Raw genomic sequence first — 18,165 nt, 5'->3', positions numbered from 1 at the left:
GAAATGGTAGTGAATTTAGTAAGTATAGGGAATTATTACTAATTCATTTTAAAGGGTGAATATCATGTATAAAGAGATATTTCAAGAAATTGTTTCAATTACACATAACGATTATTCTGGTTGTGAAGATAAAAAAGGCTGGGATAATCCAGATCATTACGCAAAGGAAATTCAGGTTTTGGAAGAAAAGAAGGAAATAACTCCTGCTAAGTTTGCAGAAATCGTACAGGATTATTTATTAGATTTCAGGGATCATCATATCCTTTTTAATTTAATAACGAATGAAACCCAAAAGCAATATGATGTTGGATTTAAGGTAAGAAGATATGAGGATCGATTATATATCACTTCCGTCGGAAAGGAAACAAGAGTGGAAAAAGGCTATTCAATCGTTTCCCTTGAAAATAAAAAAATACCGGTATTAATGGAGCTTCATAAAAGAAGATTAGGTGAAAATAATCAAGAAAGGGAGAATTGGGACAAAATTATCCGTGAATATTCGTTTTGCGAGATTGAAAATTTGAACGGGGAAATGATCCTATTAGAGTTAAAAAAATATGAGAAGGCTAAATATATTCCGCAGTACTCGCTGCAACATTTAGAGAATGATATTTTGTTAATGACCATAACGGATTTTAATAATCCAGATGCTATCAATGAACTTATTAAAGATAGCAAAGAGAATTTAAATAATTGTAAGGATTTAATTATTGACGTAAGAATAAATTATGGGGGAAGTGATGCCTCTTATTATCCGCTACTTTCATATTTATTTCCTGAAAAATTAACTAATATTAATCCTGATGAAGAATTTATGCTAATAAATTGCACTGAAAATAATTACCATTTGATAACAGAGGATATGAAAAATACCCTTGAAGAAGTAGAAGACGAAGGTACACATAAGGTGCTTAATATTTTTATACGGGAGTGGGAGAAAAACAGAGGAAGAGGATTTGTAGAATTCGATTTCTCGGATTTAAAGACCGTTGAAATTATCGAGGGGAGTAGGAATCCGGAAAGAGTTATTGTTTTAGCGGATGTGACTTGTGCTAGTTCGGGAGATTCATTTGTAGATACTTGCAAAAAATCTTCGAAAGTAAAAGTAATCGGAAGACCAACACTAGGGGTAAATGATTATGCTAATTTAGCGTTTAAAAGTTGGGATGGTCTGTTTGAACTAGGGTACCCAACATCAAGACTTTCCAGAATTAACGAAGGAAGAGGAATGACTGGAGTCGGAATTATCCCACATGTACATATACCATGGACGCCGGAGCATATTATCGAAGATGTAGATATGAAGAAGGCACTCGAAATGATAAAAGAGGCAGCTTCTGAAAAAATATAGACAAAATCATAAAGAAGGAATGGAAAAATGAATTTAAAGCATCAACTACTAATGTTAAAAGATATGAAGGATGAAGAGATTTCTAGATTAAGTCAGGAAGAATTGATCGATAATATGTTGAAAAATATTGGAGATACTGATTCCGAGTTAAGGGATAATTTGATTTATTCAAGTTTTTTCAGGCTAGTGAATAATAGATTGATTGATTTTAATCTAATGGAAAAAATTTTGGAAACTAGAATAGGAGCAGATTTTTTATTTTTCGAAATTGGAGAAGAAAATTCAGATTCGGTATTTAAACGTTCATTTTCTGCTCTCGCTGCACAGTTGATATTAAACCAAGATATCGAAGGGAAATTTCTTTCAAAGGAGCTTGTAGAAAAAAGTATTCAAAGTAGTTTTCTTTATTTACAAAAAGAAAAGGATGTTCGCGGATATGTGGAAGAAAAAGGATGGGCACATAGTATAGCGCATGGAGCAGACTTGTTAGCAACAGCTATTGTACATCCTGCTTTTTGTGAGTCACAAATACCAGATGCACTAGAAGCTATTCGCTCTTGTCTATTTAAGGATGGAATTTATGTAAATGATGAGGATGAAAGATTGATATTCGCGATTGAGGCCCTGATAGATAATGGAATGAACGATGAGATGTTAGGAGATTGGCTCCAATCAATTAGTCATGCTTTAGAAAATACATTTAAAATGGAGAGCTATTCATTCAATTTTTACAGTAAAAGAACGAACACGATGAATTTTTTAAAATCATTATATTTTCGATTAGGTTTTAAGGATAGAGGAGAGGATTCTAGAACGGTTATAAATCATATCATAAAAAAATGGTATGATGTTGTGTATAACAGGTAAGAATTTAGCAAACATCGGAATGTACAGGGCTGATTCCGAGGATTAATCTTTATTCAAGGCCAGACTATTTCATTATGAATGAAACTACTTTCCGCCTATGTTCGTATATTTAAAATACGAGGTGAAAGATTTATGCAAATACAAAAGCCACCTAAGTTAAACATCCCAAGGTCAAAAGGTGAGATTTTTTTAGGTATTCTTTGTTTGCTTATCATAATAGGAAACTTAATATATGTGATAAAGTTATACCCAACTTTACCAAACAGAATTCCGATTCACTTTAATGGGAATGATGTTGCTGATGGATGGGGAAGAAAAGGTTTTGTTTGGATCCTTCCTTTAATGACTTTGTTTATTTGGGGTGGCATAACAATTTCGGAAAAATTCCCACATCTATATAAATTTCCTAACCTGACAGAAAGTAATATGGTGGCTCAATATAAAAATGCAAGATTAATGGTTCTTGTTCTAAAGTCTGAGATCACGATTTTCTTTGTATACAATAGTTGGAGTTGGATAAATTCAATTTTAGGTAACAAGGTAGGGATTGGCATTTGGGAAATGATCATCTTTTTGATCGTTATTATAGGTACGATTGTGGTTTTGGTTATTCGTTCAATTAATTTAAAGTAATTTGTGGGAAAAAACATTCAATCGCATCATGATTTACCCTAGACTCCTGAATGCATCTTCGAAGATATAGATTTAAAAACTGCTTTGAGATTGTTAGAAACAGAGATCGTTACTATTTAATGAAAAAATAAGAAGTGATACATATTAATGTTATATCTTTACCAAGTAAAGCATTTCCTATAGCGGAAATGTTTTTTTATTTTACTAAAAAAAGATACGTAATTAGTCTTGTGAAATGTTAGTTCATATTATTTTTATAGCTTTGTAATCCGAGTGAAATAATGTTATGTCATATTATTAATAGGTTTTTTATTATTGTACATACATAAATACTATACAAGGAGAGTAACATGGCGATAAAAAGGAGAAGAAGGCGTGTAAGATGGGGACGTGTAATAGTAGTATTATTAGTTTTTATCACTTTTGGTGTAGGTATTTATACGTTTTTTGAATATAAACAAGGTGTCCAGATGGCAAAGGACGGGAGTTTTAAAGATGATAATAAAAGTTCAGAAGCATTTAAAGGTGATGAAGTTAAATTTGGAAAAATAAACGTTCTATTATTAGGTAGTGACTCCCGTGGGGAAGAACATGCCAGAACGGATTCTATAATAGTTGCACATTATGATCAGAATACTCACCAAGCAAAATTAATTTCTATCATGAGAGATAGTTTTGTTGATATTCCAGGACATGGAAAACAAAAGATTAATGCTGCCTATGCTTTTGGTGGAACAGAGCTTCTAAGACAAACCATTAAAGAAAACTTTGGAATAGATATCAATTACTATGCGGTTGTTGATTTCAAGGGATTTGAGAAAGTAGTGGATGTCGTTGCGCCGAAAGGGATTGAAGTGGATATTCCGTCTAAAATGTCTTATGGAATAGGGATGACATTGAACCCGGGAAAACAAGTGCTACATGGTAAGAAATTATTAGGTTATGTCCGTTTTAGACACGATAATTTAAGTGATTTCGGTCGAGTTCAGAGGCAGCAAGAAGTGATTGGCAAATTGAAAGATCAAGCTTACAGTCTGACAAGCCTATTAAAACTACCTAAAGTAATGGGTGTAATTGACCCATATGTCGACACAAACTTAGACACACCTACCCTTTTATCATTGGGAAAAGACGTGCTCACAAGCAAGTCAAGCAAATTACAAACTATGCGAATTCCAGTCAATGGATCCTTTACAAATGAACGATATGACAATGTAGGTGAAGTACTAAGTATAGACCTTGCTCAAAACAAACAAGCGTTAGACGAATTTCTATCATCAAATAGTTAAAAATTAGTATTCATAACTAAAGCAGAGAGTGGTTATCCATTTTGACTCCCTGCTTTTGTTTATTTTTTGTTATTAAAGCTCGAAAATAGTAAGACCATTGATAGCAACAACACAGTCATTCCATTTTTTAATGTACCAAATAAAAATTATATATATAATAATTTTTAATTATTTTAAAATTCTTGCAGGAATATCCACCTTTTTGTCGAATAAAGTCTTAACGAAAATAAAAGGTGGTGTTTTATTTTATATGTCCATTGAAAAAGTAGCAGATTTACTATTGGTGCAGGCGATTAAATTGAATGCGACTGACATTCATATTATCCCTAGGCAAGATGATTATCTTACACATTTTCGTCTTTACGGCAGATTAACCCCACACCGTCCCTTACCAGTCACAATAGGAGAAAGACTTGTATCCCATTTCAAATTTATGGCCTCGCTTGACATCGGTGAAAAAAGAAAACCTCAAAGTGGTTCCTTTCAGCTAAGTTTTCCACACCAAAATACTTCCTTAAGAATTTCAACTCTCCCAACCGCAAATTCCAGAGAAAGCCTAGTACTTCGAATCCTAACAGATAAAAAAACATTTTCATTTGAGCACATGTCACTTTTCCCTAATAGTGCAAATAAACTCATGTCCCTATTAATGCACTCGCATGGACTTTTACTTTTTACAGGTCCAACCGGCAGTGGGAAATCCACTACTATGTACACATTAGTGGAGAAATGTGCAAATAAGGATAAGCGAAATGTAATTACATTAGAAGATCCTGTTGAGATTAGAAATGAACATTTTTTGCAGGTACAGGTAAATGAAAAAGCAGGGATAACTTATAGCAATGGATTGAGAGCGATTTTAAGGCATGACCCTGACATAATAATTGTGGGAGAGATTCGAGATCGGGAAACGGCTGAAATTGCAATAAGAGCGGCATTGACAGGTCATTTAGTGATTAGTACTTTGCATACAAGGGATGCAAAGGGAGCGATTTACCGACTGTTGGAATTTGGAATAAATCAAAATGAAATGGAGCAAACATTAATTGGAATAACAGCTCAACGACTTGTTACACTTCTCTGTCCGTTTTGTGGGGACAAATGTTCCCAATATTGTCCGCACTATCACGAAAAAAGAAGAGCGGCAGTTTATGAACTTTTACATGGAAAATCATTGAAGCATGTATTAGAGGAAGCAAATGGTGAAAGTATTTCGTACCAATATTTCACATTAAAAGAAACATTGCGAAAGGGGATTGCACTTGGATTTATCTCTAAACAAGAATATGATCGTTGGGTTTTTGAAACGGAAGAGGCAAACCTTAAAAGAGCAGGGTATATTTTTAAATAGACTCGGTGATATGCTGCAAAATGGATTTTCTATGGCAGATGCCATTGACTTCTTAGGAAGAATAGATCAAAAGGGTCGTCTATTTACACTGGGTATGTTAACGAAATTACAAAATGGAATACCGATTCATGAAATTCTCAGTGAAGAGCACTTCGACAAAAAAGCTTGTGCTCAAATGTTTTTCGCTGAGAAACATGGCAATATTGCACCCGCATTAAAGGAAGCTGGAACGTATTTAATAAAAAGAGATGCTGAACGTAAAACAATGATGAAGTTATTACAATATCCCCTGGTTTTGATGGGGATACTCATCATTATTCTATTTCTTCTAAAGAAACTATTGCTTTCACAATTTGCGGATCTCTATACCTCAATGGACTATCATCCCTCACCACTCATTCGATTTTTCACTCAGCTTATGGAAAAAGGCCCCTTAATTATATCCATCTTTGGAGTAATTGTTTTATTGATAGTCCTTTTTTCCAAATTGGTTTTTTCAAGAAGCACACCTGTTAAAAAAGCAGAATGGATAGCGCGAATTCCTATTATTCGCTTCTATTTTCGATTGTTTAATAGCCAATTTTTGGCGCGAGAATGCTCTTTTTTATTGCAAAGTGGTATTTCCATCAATGAAGTTTTAACCTGCATGGCTTCACAACAATACCGTCCATTAGTTAAAAATTTAGCAGAGTTGATTCGTAAAGATCTGACATTAGGTTATTCCTTTTCCAACTCCCTTTCCAAGTTTTCCTTCTACGACCCTCAGTTATTCATTGTTATTCAACATGGTGAAAAAAATGGAAGATTGGACCAAGAGTTACAATATTATAGCCGTTTTTGTCTTGGACAAATGGAAGAAAAAAGTGAAATGTTATTTAAAATATTTCAACCTATCATGTTTATAATTATTGGGTTATTAGTACTCGCTGTCTATATGTCCATAATGCTGCCGATGTTTGACATGATGGATTCTATTTAAGGAGGATATTTATATGAAATTAGTAAAAAATGAAAAAGGGTTTACGTTGATAGAAATGTTGGTCGTTCTGCTCATTATCACGATTTTAATATTTGTTGCTATTCCAAATATCACGAAGCATAGCAAAAACATTAATAATAAAGGTTGTGAGGCTTTTGTGAATATGGTCCAGGGGCAAGTTGAAGCTTATGAAATGGAATTTCATAAATATCCAAATGACGTATCTGAACTTGTTAAAGAAAAATACTTGAAGGAAGAAAGGACTACTTGCCCAAACGGTAATGCCTTAAACATTGACTCGGAAGGAAAAGTTACAGAGTCTAAAGGAAGCAGTTCTTGAAAGCTTATCTAGGAAACAAAGGCTTCACACTAATCGAAACCTTAATCGTTCTATTAATATTCACCATTTTCCTCTCACTAAGTATTGCAAGTTTTAAGCCACTTAAAAACACATTAGAAAAGAATATGATTATTTCACAACTAGAAGCTGATCTGTACTATGCTCAAACATATACGATCAGCAATCAAGAGTTAGTAACGGTTCAATTTTATCCGGCTAATAACCGTTATATGATGAAGACTGCTAAAGGAAAATTAATTGTGAATAGGTCCTTAACCTCGTCTGTAAAACTCTTAAATGGTTCTTTTAATTCCTTCAGTATTTTACGGGATGGGAATATTAGCAACTTCGGAACACTTGCATTTGAAATAAATGGACAATCGTTTGAATTGATTTTTAATATTGGAAGGGGAAGGTTCCGTGTTCAGTAATGAGAGGGGATTTACGATAGCGGAAGGATTAGTTTCTTTTGCTGCGATTCTATTTGTTGCTACCGTTTTGTTTCCTCTTATGTTTCAGATGATCATGAAATTAGAAGCAGAAAAGGAAAATTTATTAGCATACCGGCTTTTATATGAATCAACGGAACATTTAATGATTAACGAATCCGTACCAATTATCAGCCAACATATTGACGGGAAAATGTACAAGGTTCAATTATCATCTAACAATGGGAAGTGGAAAGCATGTGTTTTCTATGAGAACGGGCAAAAGTGTGTTACAGAAATGGAAAAATGAAAATGGTTTTACATTAGTCGAGAGTATGGTCACATTAATGATTGCAGTTACAATCTTAAGTCTAATTCCCTTAGTAATAAAAGGGTTTAATCATATCAATCATTCATTATCAACCGAGGATACGTATGAGTGGAATATCTTTCTAATGCAGTTAAGAAGAGAAATAAGGAATTGTAGCGCAGTAGATAGTGATGGAAATAAGCTTATACTACAAGTAAATGGAGAAAAGGTTACGTATGAAATATATGGCCAATTGCTGCGTAGAAGAGTAAATGATACTGGGCATGAAGTAGTCTTACAAAAGGTAAGAAAAGCCGAGTTCTTTAAGAAAGAAAATCATATTAATCTGGTGATTCAATTTACAAATGATTATCAAGAAAATGCAGGATTTACATTTTTTAATGTAGTGGTTAAGGAAGATCGCTTGATAAGGGGGAAAGATGAATGAAAAATGATAAAGGATTTATTTTACCGTTTACACTGATGGTCACTTTTGTTATTTTCTTCGTTATACTTTCATCTGTCCAAATTTATGTATCGGAATCTCGCTATCTTCATGAAACAAAAGGGTATTATATAAGAAATAGTATGATTTCCTTAGCGATGAAGACCATAGTGGAACAAATCGAAAAGCAAAATATAAGGAATCAAGGTGTGATATCATTTGAGGAGGGGATGGTTTCGTATCAAATTGAAACAATTGGTGATGATAGATATCGAATTATCCTTGCGACGAATCTGTCATATGGACAGGAGACGAAAAATGAATTAATTTATGATCAAGAAGAAAAGCAAATTTCTAAATGGATCGAAATGTGAGAGGAGAAGCTCAGGGCAGATGCTACCATTTTATATTATTGGCTTTATGGGTGTTGGAAAAACAACAATTGGCCACAAATTATCTCAAAATCTTCATATTCCTGTATTTGATACGGATCAATTAATAGAACAGGAAGAAGGGAAAAAAGTATCTGAAATTTTCGCTGAAAAAGGAGAACTTTATTTCCGGGATAAAGAATCAGAAATGCTTGTAAATACAAAAAACATCAGAGGAATTATTACGACAGGCGGCGGAATTATTCTACGAGAAGAAAATAGAGAATTTATCCAATCGATCGGATCATCTGTTTTTCTTAAATGTAATATTGAAAAAATAATGGAAAGAATCGACAATGATACCTCCAGGCCACTAGTTGTAAATAAAACCTTGGAGGATGTAAAATCGTTATATGAGTCAAGAAAGCGATTTTATGAAAATACGGCGAAATTTACTATTGATACGACTCATTTAAGTATCGATGAAGCAGCTAACGAAATATTGAAGAGAATAAATTAGACCAACAATGGGCACACTTCGAATAGTAGGGGGTGTGTCTGTAGTGTCGACGAATGATTATATCAAATATATAACACAAACCTTTGTAAAACACTTCGATACTCCAAAGACAGCTAGAAAAGAAATACGGTTGCAACGAAAATTAGAAAAATCCCCAATTTTAAACAGATGGTTTGGAATGATACCATTTGCCATTTTGATGATTTTTAAAAGGAAATAGAAGAGTTGGCTGAAAGTCTTCTCTTCTATTTCCTTTTTTAATTCGTACTCGGTTGTGTTAAATAGAAAAGTCCCCCATTAATAATTTCTATTTTAATGATGGGTTCGTATTGCTCGCGTAAAGCTTCTTTTTCTATTTGATAGCTTTCCGGTTTTTCCTCCATGTCTTCATAAAAATGATCTAATAATGCTAAATCTTCTTCCCATCTTTGTCTTGCATCTTCCGCCCATTCGTGATCTTCTGTTAGTAATTCTTGCTTTAAAAATGCTTCGATCCTATTTATTCCGCTTTTTGGCATAATGATTGGGGATAGTGTAAAACATAAATCAGGTATTTTTGGTGTGAGCTTTTTTGTTTGTAAATGGTCTTGGAAATTTTCCACTAACACACCATTTATCATGTTAAGGCCAATAGATCGAAATACATCCCGTTTGCGATCGCATTGATAAGAGATTTTAATATTTACACCTAACCAAGGATACAATGGCCTTTGCTGATTATGAAAAATCTTTGTTTCTTCAAATAATCGGATAAACCCAGCAAGCTTTTTCGTCGATTGAAATATTTGATGAAGGCGAGGTGCTCCGAAATGGATCATTTCTCCTTTCACTTCATCAGGAGTTTTACTCTTATCTGTAATAATGGATAATTTTGCAGGGTTAGGAATACCACCTGTTTTCTCTAAATAATGCCAATAGAAAGGACGATTCATTAATTCTTTATCCATATCAATGGTTAGTTGCACAGATAAATAACTATTTTGGTTCTCCAAAATTTCGCATTCATTAGCTAAGAAATAACGTTCAAGATATTGATGAATTTCCTCCTGTTGCATGCATAGATTCCTCCTCCCGTTTTTTCATCGTTTCAGCAAATTGAATCATTTCTGTTAAGTTCTCCATTTTTATTTTCATTTCGCCTTCGGAATTGGAATTTTGAAAGATATCTTTCAAATGGTTTTCCAATTTGCCGAATTCAAGGCGTGTTAAGATATCATCCAGTTCACCAATTACCCGCTCAAATAAATTAATTTTTTCGTAAAGCAGTTTCAGAATATGATCCTCCACCGTATTTTTCGTTGCAAAATTATATATATGTACATCCTCTTCCTGACCGAGACGATGTACACGTCCAATCCTTTGCTCCAGCCTCATCGGATTCCATGGTAAATCAAAGTTAATCATATGGTGGCAAAATTGAAGATTAATTCCTTCTCCACCAGCTTCCGTTGCAATCAATACTTGGGTTTGTTTTTGAAATAGCTCTTTCATCCAGTCCTTTTTTCCACGTTTAAATCCGCCGCGAAATGGCACAGAAGATATACCATGCTGCTTTAAAAACCATTGTAAATAAAGTTGGGTTGCTCGGTACTCTGTAAAAATAATCACTTTATCATTTATTTGTTTAATAAGTTCGAGTGTTTTTTCGGCTTTTGAATTTTGTTTAACGATTTCGATTTTTTTTATGAGGAATTGTATTTTTTCCACAAATTCTTGAGTTGGATTTTCCCTTTTTTTTAGCATGTTTTTTAAAGTATAATAAACAGCTTCTCTACTGCTGCAGGCTTCTCTTTGCAAAGTCATAATCGTAAATCCGGCATTTGCAACATAATCATGATTTCCCTTTAAAACATCAATCGCATGATAAAGTTCTCTTTCTTCTTTACTGAAATCTATTAGAACCGTTTTGACATGTCGCTTTGTCCATTCGATCCCAGTATCTGCACGGCGATTGCGAATCATAACCTTATTTACTAATTCATTTAGATGCTTGTCATCTTGAAGATCCCCATTTTTATATTTATCGATAAACCCTGTTTGATTACCTAAGTGTCCAGGTTTTAATAAAGAAACTAGATGAAAGATTTCATCAATTCGATTTTGGATAGGGGTTGCCGTTAATAATAAACAAAATTTCTTTTTTAGATTTTGAACAAATTCATAGTTTTTAGTTTTATGATTTTTTAGTTTGTGCGCTTCGTCAATTATCACTAAATCATAATTTTGTTCATATATTTTTTCTCTATGTGGACTTCTTTTCGCTGTATCGATGGATGAAACAACACAATCGAATTGTTCCCATACATAGCTTTTCTTTTGTGCAACAGCGGGAATATGAAATTTCGTATTTAACTCAAAAGCCCATTGAGAAACTAAAGAGGCAGGTACTAAAATCAAAACTTTTTTCACCAGTTTGCGAATCATATATTCTTTCAGGATTAGTCCGGCTTCAATTGTTTTCCCAAGACCAACCTCATCTGCAAGGATTGCTTTTCCGTTCATATTTTCAACAACTTGTCTTGCGACCTCTAGCTGATGTGGCAACGGTTGAAGGTTTGCTAAATGCTGTGGAGCCTGTAATCCTTCAAATTCAGGGATAATAAAATGTTTTTCCATTTCAATGGCTAACTTATAAAGCTCCCAATTTCCCCATGGACCATCCTTCCCGAACCGTTCTGATAATTCCTCTCCCCAAACTTGATCAAATTCAATATTGATCGTCATTCATGCCACTCCTTAATCTTTGATCCTAGGACATAAAATAGATGAAAATTCTATCCTATTCTATTCCAAAAATGATTGCTGAAATAAGTGTTTAATGTTAGGATGAAAATAGCTTGAACATAAAGTAAAGCATGACATTTCCGTTATTTCTTAGTATGCCCACTTTTTAATTTAATATAGGCGAATGAGAACATGGGGAGAGACTGCGAATATGCAGCGCCGAAGGAGCAAATAACGAAAGTTGTGAATCTCTCAGGCAAAAAGACTCTTGTTTGACGCAACTCTGGAGAGCGCTTTCAATAAGCCACCCAAGAGGAAAACCATTACGATGGTAAACTTTCAGGTTAAAGGACAGAGAAACTCGACTTATTTATGTAGAGTTTTTCTGTCCTTTTTTATGTCTTTCTGCATAAAAAGAGGCATAGTAAGAAATCTACTATCAAATGAGGGGGAAAAAGAATGTCATTAAAAAGAACACCATTGTTTGATGTTTATAAAGAATATGGTGGAAAAACTATTGATTTTGGTGGTTGGGATCTTCCAGTGCAATTTTCCAGCATTAAGGAAGAGCATGAAGCTGTAAGAACAAAAGCTGGATTATTTGACGTATCTCATATGGGAGAATTTACGGTAAAAGGAAAAGACAGCTTAGCGTTTTTACAAAAAATGATGACAAATGATATTGCAAAAATTGCAGATGGCGGGGCCCAGTACACTGCAATGTGTTATGAAAATGGCGGGACCGTTGATGATTTATTGGTTTATAAATATTCAGATGAAGATTTTTTACTCGTTGTAAACGCGGCGAATATTGAAAAAGATTTTGCCTGGTTAGAGGAGCATGTTTCCGGCGAAGTGGTGCTTGAAAATATTTCAAATAGCATTGCGCAGCTTGCTATTCAAGGTCCGAAAGCAGAGGAAATTCTTCAAAAACTAGCAACAAATAAAGATCTATCAGAAATTAAATTTTTTAAATTTTCATCCAATGTTAACCTTACGGTTGCACCTGCACTTGTATCCAGAACTGGATATACAGGGGAAGATGGTTTTGAAATTTATTGTAAAACAGAAGATGCAGTAAGCTTATGGAGAGCTATATTAGAGACTGGTAAAGAAGATGGAGTATTACCATGCGGTCTAGGTGCGAGAGATACTCTTCGTTTTGAAGCAACTCTTCCTCTTTACGGACAAGAGCTTTCTGCGGATATTTCCCCATTGGAAGCGGGAATTGGCTTTGCCGTGAAAGTAGGGAAAGATGCTGATTTTATCGGTAAAACTGCATTAGCATCCCAAAAAGAAACTGGTTTAAAACGTAAGACTGTCGGGATCGAAATGATTGATCGGGGTATTCCAAGACATGGCTACAAAGTATTCGCGAATGAAATTGAAATAGGTGAAGTAACTTCAGGGACACAATCTCCAACGTTCAAAACGAACATCGGTCTTGCATTAGTCAATATTGAAAATAGTGAAATTGGTCAAGAAGTAAACGTAGAAATACGTGGGAAATTATTAAAGGCTAAAGTTGTGCCAACACCATTTTATAAAAGGGTAAAAAAATAGGATGGGAGAGAACCGAAACATGACAACGCATCGTTATTTGCCGATGACAGAACAAGATCAAAAAGAGATGTTGGCTGCAATAGGGGTAGACTCTGTTGATGAATTGTTCCAGGACATTCCGGAAAAAGTTCGTTTTAAAGGTCAATATAATATTAAAAAAGCAAAATCCGAAACAGCTTTATTAAAAGAACTATCAAGGTTAGCTTCTCAAAATGCAGACTTGAAACAAAATGTTTCCTTTTTAGGTGCAGGTGTATATGACCATTACATTCCGACCATCGTTGATCATGTCATTTCTAGATCAGAATTCTATACTGCCTATACACCATATCAGCCTGAAATTTCTCAAGGTGAATTACAGGCAATCTTTGAATTTCAAACGATGATTTGTGAATTAACAGGTATGGATGTAGCCAATTCATCTATGTATGATGGGGGAACTGCTCTTGCAGAAGCTGCAATGCTTTCTTGTGGTCAAACAAAGCGTAAGAAAGTTCTTATTTCTGAAGCGGTTCATCCTGAATCCCGTGAAGTTTTAAAAACGTATGCAAAAGGTCAATACATTGAAGTGGTGGAAATTCCTCATGAAAATGGTGTTACAAACCTTGATGTATTGAAAGCGGAAATAAATGATAATGTAGCAGCAGTAATTGTTCAATATCCAAACTTCTTTGGTCAAATCGAACCACTTAAGGAAATTGAGGAGATTGCTCATCAATTTAAAGGACTATTTGTTGTTTCAAGTAATCCACTTGCATTAGGAGTTCTAACATCTCCTGGTACTTTAGGAGCTGATATAGTTGTTGGTGATGCACAAACTTTCGGAATTTCATCTGCATTTGGTGGACCACATTGCGGATATTTTGCTGTTACGAATAAATTGATGCGAAAAGTACCTGGCCGTTTAGTAGGACAAACAACGGATGAGAATGGAAAAAGAGGTTTTGTTTTAACCTTGCAAGCTCGCGAGCAGCATATACGCCGTGACAAGGCAACATCCAATATTTGTTCCAACCAGGCTTTAAATGCACTTGCAGCATCTGTAGCCATGACCGCTATAGGTAAAAAAGGCGTGAAAGAAATGGCTTCACAAAATATCCATAAAACCCAATATGCACAGCATGTTTTTAAAGATAAAGGGTTTACCGTAGCTTTTAATGGACCAAGCTTTAATGAATTTGTTATTAAACTTTCAAAGCCTGTTAAAGAAGTAAATCAAAAATTATTAGAGAGTGGTATCATTGGCGGCTATGATTTAGGAAGGGATTACCCTGGATTAGAAAATCATATGCTTGTAGCGGTAACAGAATTGCGCACGAAAGAGGAAATTGATAACTTCGTAGAGGAATTGGGGGATAGCCATGAATAATGCAGATCAAGCCCTTATTTTTGAAATAACGAAACCAGGTCGTGTAGGATACAGTTTACCTGAATTAGATGTTCCAGAAACTAATATTGCGGAATATCTTCCTTCAGAATATCTCCGTGTGGATGAACCAAATCTTCCAGAGGTAGCTGAGTTAGATATTATGCGTCATTATACAGCGTTGTCAAAGCGTAACCATGGTGTTGATTCCGGTTTTTATCCACTAGGTTCTTGTACAATGAAGTATAATCCAAAAATTAATGAGGTTGTGGCCCGTTACCCAGGACTAGCACATATTCATCCTTTACAAGATGAGAGTTCTGTCCAAGGTGCTTTAGGATTATTATATGATTTACAAGAGCATTTAATCGAAATTACTGGTATGGATGAAGTTACTCTTCAGCCTGCAGCAGGTGCTCACGGTGAGTGGACTGGATTAATGATGATTCGTGCTTACCATGAAGCAAATGGAGATCTTCAAAGAACAAAAGTAATTGTCCCTGATTCAGCTCACGGTACGAACCCTGCATCCGCTACTGTAGCAGGTCTTGAAACTATTACTGTTAAGTCTAATGAGAATGGATTAGTAGATTTAGATCATTTAAAAAGTTTAGTTGGACCAGATACAGCTGCATTAATGCTGACAAACCCGAATACTCTTGGTCTTTTTGAAGAAAATATTCTTGAAATGGCTGAGATTGTTCATAATGCTGGCGGTAAATTGTATTATGATGGTGCAAATCTAAATGCCGTATTATCTAAAGCTCGTCCAGGAGATATGGGATTTGATGTCGTGCACTTAAACCTTCATAAAACATTTACTGGACCACATGGTGGTGGCGGACCTGGTTCTGGCCCTGTTGGAGTGAAAAAAGAATTAATTCCATTCTTGCCAAAACCGCTTATCGTGAAAAAAGGAGAAGAATTTACCTTTGATTATGATCGTCCACAATCTATCGGTCGTGTAAAACCATATTACGGAAACTTTGGAATTAATGTTAGAGCATATACGTATATCCGTACAATGGGACCAGACGGATTACAAGCGGTAACAGAAAATGCAGTTTTAAATGCGAACTATATGATGAGACGATTAGCTGAATATTATGATCTACCATATGATCGTCATTGTAAGCATGAATTTGTATTAAGCGGCAAACGTCAAAAGAAATTAGGCGTTCGTACATTAGATATTGCAAAACGTCTGTTAGATTTCGGATACCATCCACCAACTATCTACTTCCCGCTAAATGTGGAAGAGTGTATGATGATTGAGCCAACGGAAACAGAATCGAAGGAAACACTTGATGCATTTATAGACGCAATGATTCAAATTGCAAAAGAAACGGAAGAGAATCCTGAGATTGTTCAAGAAGCTCCACATAGCACTGTCATCAAACGACTTGATGAAACACAAGCAGCGCGTAAGCCGATTTTAAGATATCAAGTATAATAAAAATGGCCTCTCTTTTGAAGAGGCCATTTTCTTCGTTTAGGTAACTATAAAATTTAACCCTGTAGATAACTTTTTGGGAAATTGTCTACGTCTAGCTTCAGTGCCTATAGGATTTCTCCGTCTCCTCCTTACGATAAGTCAACATCAGGTGAAATTGATAGTGCAAATTTCACTCGGTAAAATTAAACTTCATATTTTACTCGGTGAAATTAGGATTACAAATTTCACTCATCCGTTCGCAGATGAGCAAGGCACCCCGCGTATTTGATCATAGATACTTGATAAAGCGCTGTGGAGATTCCAAAAATTGTTTTGTAATCTGAACATGCTCCGTCTCCTCAAAGTCTATTTTTTCAGGTGAATGTGAATCAAAGGAATATAAGTCTGCATCAGGAATTCCCATTAATATAGGAGAATGAGTGACAATGATAAATTGCGAGCCGTTTTGAACCGCTTCGAGAATAATACTAATCAAGGTAAGTTGACGCATTGGAGATAATGGTGCTTCAGGCTCATCGAGTAAATATAGCCCATTCGGCTTGATTCGTGCTTGAAAGAAATCTAAAAAGCTTTCCCCGTGAGATCTTGTTTCCAAACCATTTTGATAGAGGTGATTTAGTTCATATAATGTTCGTTTGTGAGGCAAAGATGCTAAGGATTTTGCATAAGCTGACTTATGTCTGTATTCTTCTTCTATTAAATTCAATTCTTTTTCTGCTTCTAATCTCATTTGTTTGATTCGTTTTGTAAATGTAATAAAATCTTCCGCTCTAAGAAAAAATCCAGTTTTTGTTTTCTCTCTCCATTTTATAAAGAAAGAATCTGCTAACTCCTTTGCGTGCTGTAAATCTGGGTCATCATTTACTTCTGCGCCACCTGCAGCCGGAAGCTGACAGGCCGCTGCGATTCCTTCAAGAAAAGTAGATTTTCCAGTTCCGTTTTCGCCGATAAACATAGTAATAGGATTTGTTAAATGAATAGATTGAAATTGCTCAAAGATAGGCAATGAAAAAGGATAATGACTACTGGGGGCTATATTCTTTAATTGAATAGAGTGTATAAACATACTTTCATTTCTCCTATTAGTCTTTTTATATAAAAAACCGCAGTCAACTGCGGTTTTTATTATTTTGCTTTAATACGGCCAGTCCATTTCTTAAAGCCGCCTTGTAGTTGATATAAGTCTTTGTAGCCTTTGCGGTTTAACATTTGAGCCACACGTGCACTTCTCATTCCGCTTTGGCAATATAGGTAAACAGGTTTATCCGGGCGAATTTCTTTCATTCTCATTTTCAGTTGAGATAGAGGAATATTACGGGCACCTAGAATATGACCGCCTTCAAATTCATTTACTTCTCGAACATCGATAAGCTGAGCTTTTCGATATCCTTCTTTAAATTCCTCTTCTGTTAATGTTTTAACGATTCTCTTTTGTGCAAAATAATTATAAAGAGTATAAGCAAGAACCGCTACTACTACGATGATCAAAATATACCATTGTGTCAATTTTTTTTGCTCCTTTCTACGAATAACCTATATCTATTATATTCGTCTGAGCTACATGAATCAAAACATTTTAATAAAACTTACAAGATTTAAAAGTTTATCCGATTGTTTTAAAACTACAAAAAATTTCAACAAAAATATTTATTTTTTTTAGTTAATGCAAATGGACAGAAAATCCTTTAATCATAGGGGTTCTATTGGACTTTTTCTTTTGCAACATGTGAATTTATCAGTTTTTGAGTATTTTCTCTATTAAATCTCATTATATCTCTTGCAATCTCTTAAATTTGCTTGTTTCTACATTTGGAAAAAAATGGACAAAATCCATCTGGTTTCCTATATGTAGTATGCCATCGTGTAGGTCTTGGTGTGATGGGACTTGCTGATTTATTGATTTACTGTGAAAAAGAATGTGGCTCCAGATGGATTGACAGTTCCATTTCGAAAACGGTAAATGCACCGCGCGGATATTCCGTAGAACAAGTTCAAAAGGTTTATGAGCGCCTTTATAAAGGTGGGGCAAAAGGTGGTACCGTTTATGTTGACGGTAGTCGCGATTCTCAAGTTTTAACGTTAAAAGCGGAAGAAAATCTATGGAAATGAAGGTTTATGTTGGGGGACAGGTCCAGTAACCGATCTAATAAATAGACGGAAAAATTCCGCTTA

General features: G+C 34.9%; 20 protein-coding genes, 1 pseudogene and 1 riboswitch. Of the genes and pseudogenes, 17 read left to right on the top strand and 4 right to left on the bottom strand.

Annotation, left to right across the window (positions count from 1 at the left end):
* Positions 1–64 precede the first annotated feature (64 nt).
* The 13 genes from AC3WJF_RS07345 to AC3WJF_RS07285 all read left to right on the top strand — a co-directional run bounded on the left by AC3WJF_RS07345 (position 65) and on the right by AC3WJF_RS07285 (position 9,104).
* Positions 65–1,351: a S41 family peptidase gene (locus AC3WJF_RS07345; RefSeq protein WP_492450765.1), complete on the top strand. Its 1,287-nt coding sequence runs from the start codon at positions 65–67 to the stop codon at positions 1,349–1,351.
* A 27-nt stretch (positions 1,352–1,378) separates the two neighbouring features.
* Positions 1,379–2,218, top strand: a complete 840-nt coding sequence (locus AC3WJF_RS07340; RefSeq protein ID WP_492450763.1) for a DUF2785 domain-containing protein — start codon at positions 1,379–1,381, stop codon at positions 2,216–2,218.
* A gap of 132 nt (positions 2,219–2,350) precedes the next feature.
* Entirely contained in the window at positions 2,351–2,851 is a 501-nt protein-coding gene (locus tag AC3WJF_RS07335) for a DUF1648 domain-containing protein (protein WP_492450761.1), read from the top strand.
* A gap of 350 nt (positions 2,852–3,201) precedes the next feature.
* Positions 3,202–4,140: an LCP family protein gene (locus AC3WJF_RS07330; RefSeq protein WP_492450760.1), complete on the top strand. Its 939-nt coding sequence runs from the start codon at positions 3,202–3,204 to the stop codon at positions 4,138–4,140.
* Between the two features lie 250 nt (positions 4,141–4,390).
* A complete protein-coding gene (gene comGA, locus AC3WJF_RS07325; protein WP_492450928.1) occupies positions 4,391–5,491 on the top strand; it encodes a competence type IV pilus ATPase ComGA in 1,101 nt (366 codons plus the stop codon).
* The gene (gene comGB, locus AC3WJF_RS07320) at positions 5,403–6,470 is read left to right on the top strand and encodes a competence type IV pilus assembly protein ComGB (protein ID WP_492450758.1); all 1,068 of its coding nucleotides are present in this window, start codon (positions 5,403–5,405) and stop codon (positions 6,468–6,470) included. The genes comGA and comGB overlap by 89 nt, the downstream gene beginning before the upstream one ends.
* Positions 6,471–6,483: 13 nt before the next feature.
* Positions 6,484–6,810, top strand: a complete 327-nt coding sequence (gene comGC / locus AC3WJF_RS07315) for a competence type IV pilus major pilin ComGC (protein ID WP_492450756.1) — start codon at positions 6,484–6,486, stop codon at positions 6,808–6,810.
* Positions 6,807–7,241 carry a competence type IV pilus minor pilin ComGD gene (gene comGD / locus AC3WJF_RS07310; RefSeq protein WP_492450755.1) on the top strand — a complete coding sequence of 145 codons (435 nt, stop codon included), beginning with the start codon at positions 6,807–6,809 and terminating at the stop codon, positions 7,239–7,241. Before comGC ends, comGD begins: the two co-directional genes overlap by 4 nt.
* Entirely contained in the window at positions 7,231–7,548 is a 318-nt protein-coding gene (locus AC3WJF_RS07305; protein ID WP_492450753.1) for a hypothetical protein, read from the top strand. The genes comGD and AC3WJF_RS07305 overlap by 11 nt, the downstream gene beginning before the upstream one ends.
* Positions 7,526–7,996: a competence type IV pilus minor pilin ComGF gene (gene comGF / locus AC3WJF_RS07300; protein ID WP_492450752.1), complete on the top strand. Its 471-nt coding sequence runs from the start codon at positions 7,526–7,528 to the stop codon at positions 7,994–7,996. Before AC3WJF_RS07305 ends, comGF begins: the two co-directional genes overlap by 23 nt.
* Positions 7,993–8,367, top strand: a complete 375-nt coding sequence (comGG, locus tag AC3WJF_RS07295) for a competence type IV pilus minor pilin ComGG (RefSeq protein ID WP_492450751.1) — start codon at positions 7,993–7,995, stop codon at positions 8,365–8,367. Before comGF ends, comGG begins: the two co-directional genes overlap by 4 nt.
* A 19-nt stretch (positions 8,368–8,386) precedes the next feature.
* Positions 8,387–8,884 (top strand): shikimate kinase, encoded by a 498-nt coding sequence (locus AC3WJF_RS07290; protein WP_492450749.1) that lies wholly within the window; start codon positions 8,387–8,389, stop codon positions 8,882–8,884.
* Between the two features lie 7 nt (positions 8,885–8,891).
* Positions 8,892–9,104, top strand: a complete 213-nt coding sequence (locus tag AC3WJF_RS07285; protein ID WP_492450748.1) for a YqzE family protein — start codon at positions 8,892–8,894, stop codon at positions 9,102–9,104.
* 37 nt (positions 9,105–9,141) lie between these two features.
* Here the strand turns inward: AC3WJF_RS07285 and AC3WJF_RS07280 are convergent, their stop codons facing one another.
* Together AC3WJF_RS07280 and AC3WJF_RS07275 are read right to left on the bottom strand one after the other, a co-directional pair.
* Positions 9,142–9,939, bottom strand: a complete 798-nt coding sequence (locus AC3WJF_RS07280; protein ID WP_492450746.1) for a YqhG family protein — start codon at positions 9,937–9,939, stop codon at positions 9,142–9,144.
* Complete coding sequence (locus AC3WJF_RS07275; RefSeq protein WP_492450744.1) at positions 9,908–11,608, bottom strand: DEAD/DEAH box helicase; 1,701 nt, start codon at positions 11,606–11,608, stop codon at positions 9,908–9,910. The genes AC3WJF_RS07280 and AC3WJF_RS07275 overlap by 32 nt, the downstream gene beginning before the upstream one ends.
* Before the next feature lie 184 nt (positions 11,609–11,792).
* Positions 11,793–11,886: riboswitch (glycine riboswitch) on the top strand.
* A gap of 181 nt (positions 11,887–12,067) precedes the next feature.
* On the opposite strand from AC3WJF_RS07275, the gene gcvT reads away from it, so the two are divergent.
* The 3 genes from gcvT to gcvPB are packed head-to-tail and all read left to right on the top strand — an operon-like array spanning position 12,068 to position 15,990.
* Positions 12,068–13,171, top strand: a complete 1,104-nt coding sequence (gene gcvT / locus AC3WJF_RS07270) for a glycine cleavage system aminomethyltransferase GcvT (RefSeq protein ID WP_492450742.1) — start codon at positions 12,068–12,070, stop codon at positions 13,169–13,171.
* Positions 13,172–13,190: 19 nt separating this feature from the next.
* The gene (gene gcvPA, locus AC3WJF_RS07265) at positions 13,191–14,540 is read left to right on the top strand and encodes an aminomethyl-transferring glycine dehydrogenase subunit GcvPA (RefSeq protein ID WP_492450741.1); all 1,350 of its coding nucleotides are present in this window, start codon (positions 13,191–13,193) and stop codon (positions 14,538–14,540) included.
* Positions 14,533–15,990, top strand: a complete 1,458-nt coding sequence (gcvPB, locus tag AC3WJF_RS07260; protein WP_492450739.1) for an aminomethyl-transferring glycine dehydrogenase subunit GcvPB — start codon at positions 14,533–14,535, stop codon at positions 15,988–15,990. The genes gcvPA and gcvPB overlap by 8 nt, the downstream gene beginning before the upstream one ends.
* A gap of 271 nt (positions 15,991–16,261) precedes the next feature.
* Here the strand turns inward: gcvPB and AC3WJF_RS07255 are convergent, their stop codons facing one another.
* Both AC3WJF_RS07255 and AC3WJF_RS07250 read right to left on the bottom strand, forming a co-directional pair.
* Entirely contained in the window at positions 16,262–17,059 is a 798-nt protein-coding gene (locus AC3WJF_RS07255) for an AAA family ATPase (protein WP_492450737.1), read from the bottom strand.
* A gap of 59 nt (positions 17,060–17,118) precedes the next feature.
* A complete protein-coding gene (locus AC3WJF_RS07250) occupies positions 17,119–17,499 on the bottom strand; it encodes a rhodanese-like domain-containing protein (RefSeq protein WP_492450736.1) in 381 nt (126 codons plus the stop codon).
* Between the two features lie 420 nt (positions 17,500–17,919).
* On the opposite strand from AC3WJF_RS07250, the pseudogene AC3WJF_RS07245 reads away from it, so the two are divergent.
* Positions 17,920–18,090 (top strand): annotated as a pseudogene (locus AC3WJF_RS07245) (ribonucleotide reductase barrel domain-containing protein); the annotation flags it as partial.
* Positions 18,091–18,165: the final 75 nt, after the last annotated feature.

The organism is Heyndrickxia sp. FW510-T9, assembly GCF_058781025.1.
The sequence above is the reverse complement of the archived record's forward strand: the minus strand, read 5'-3'. Positions and strand labels throughout refer to the sequence as shown.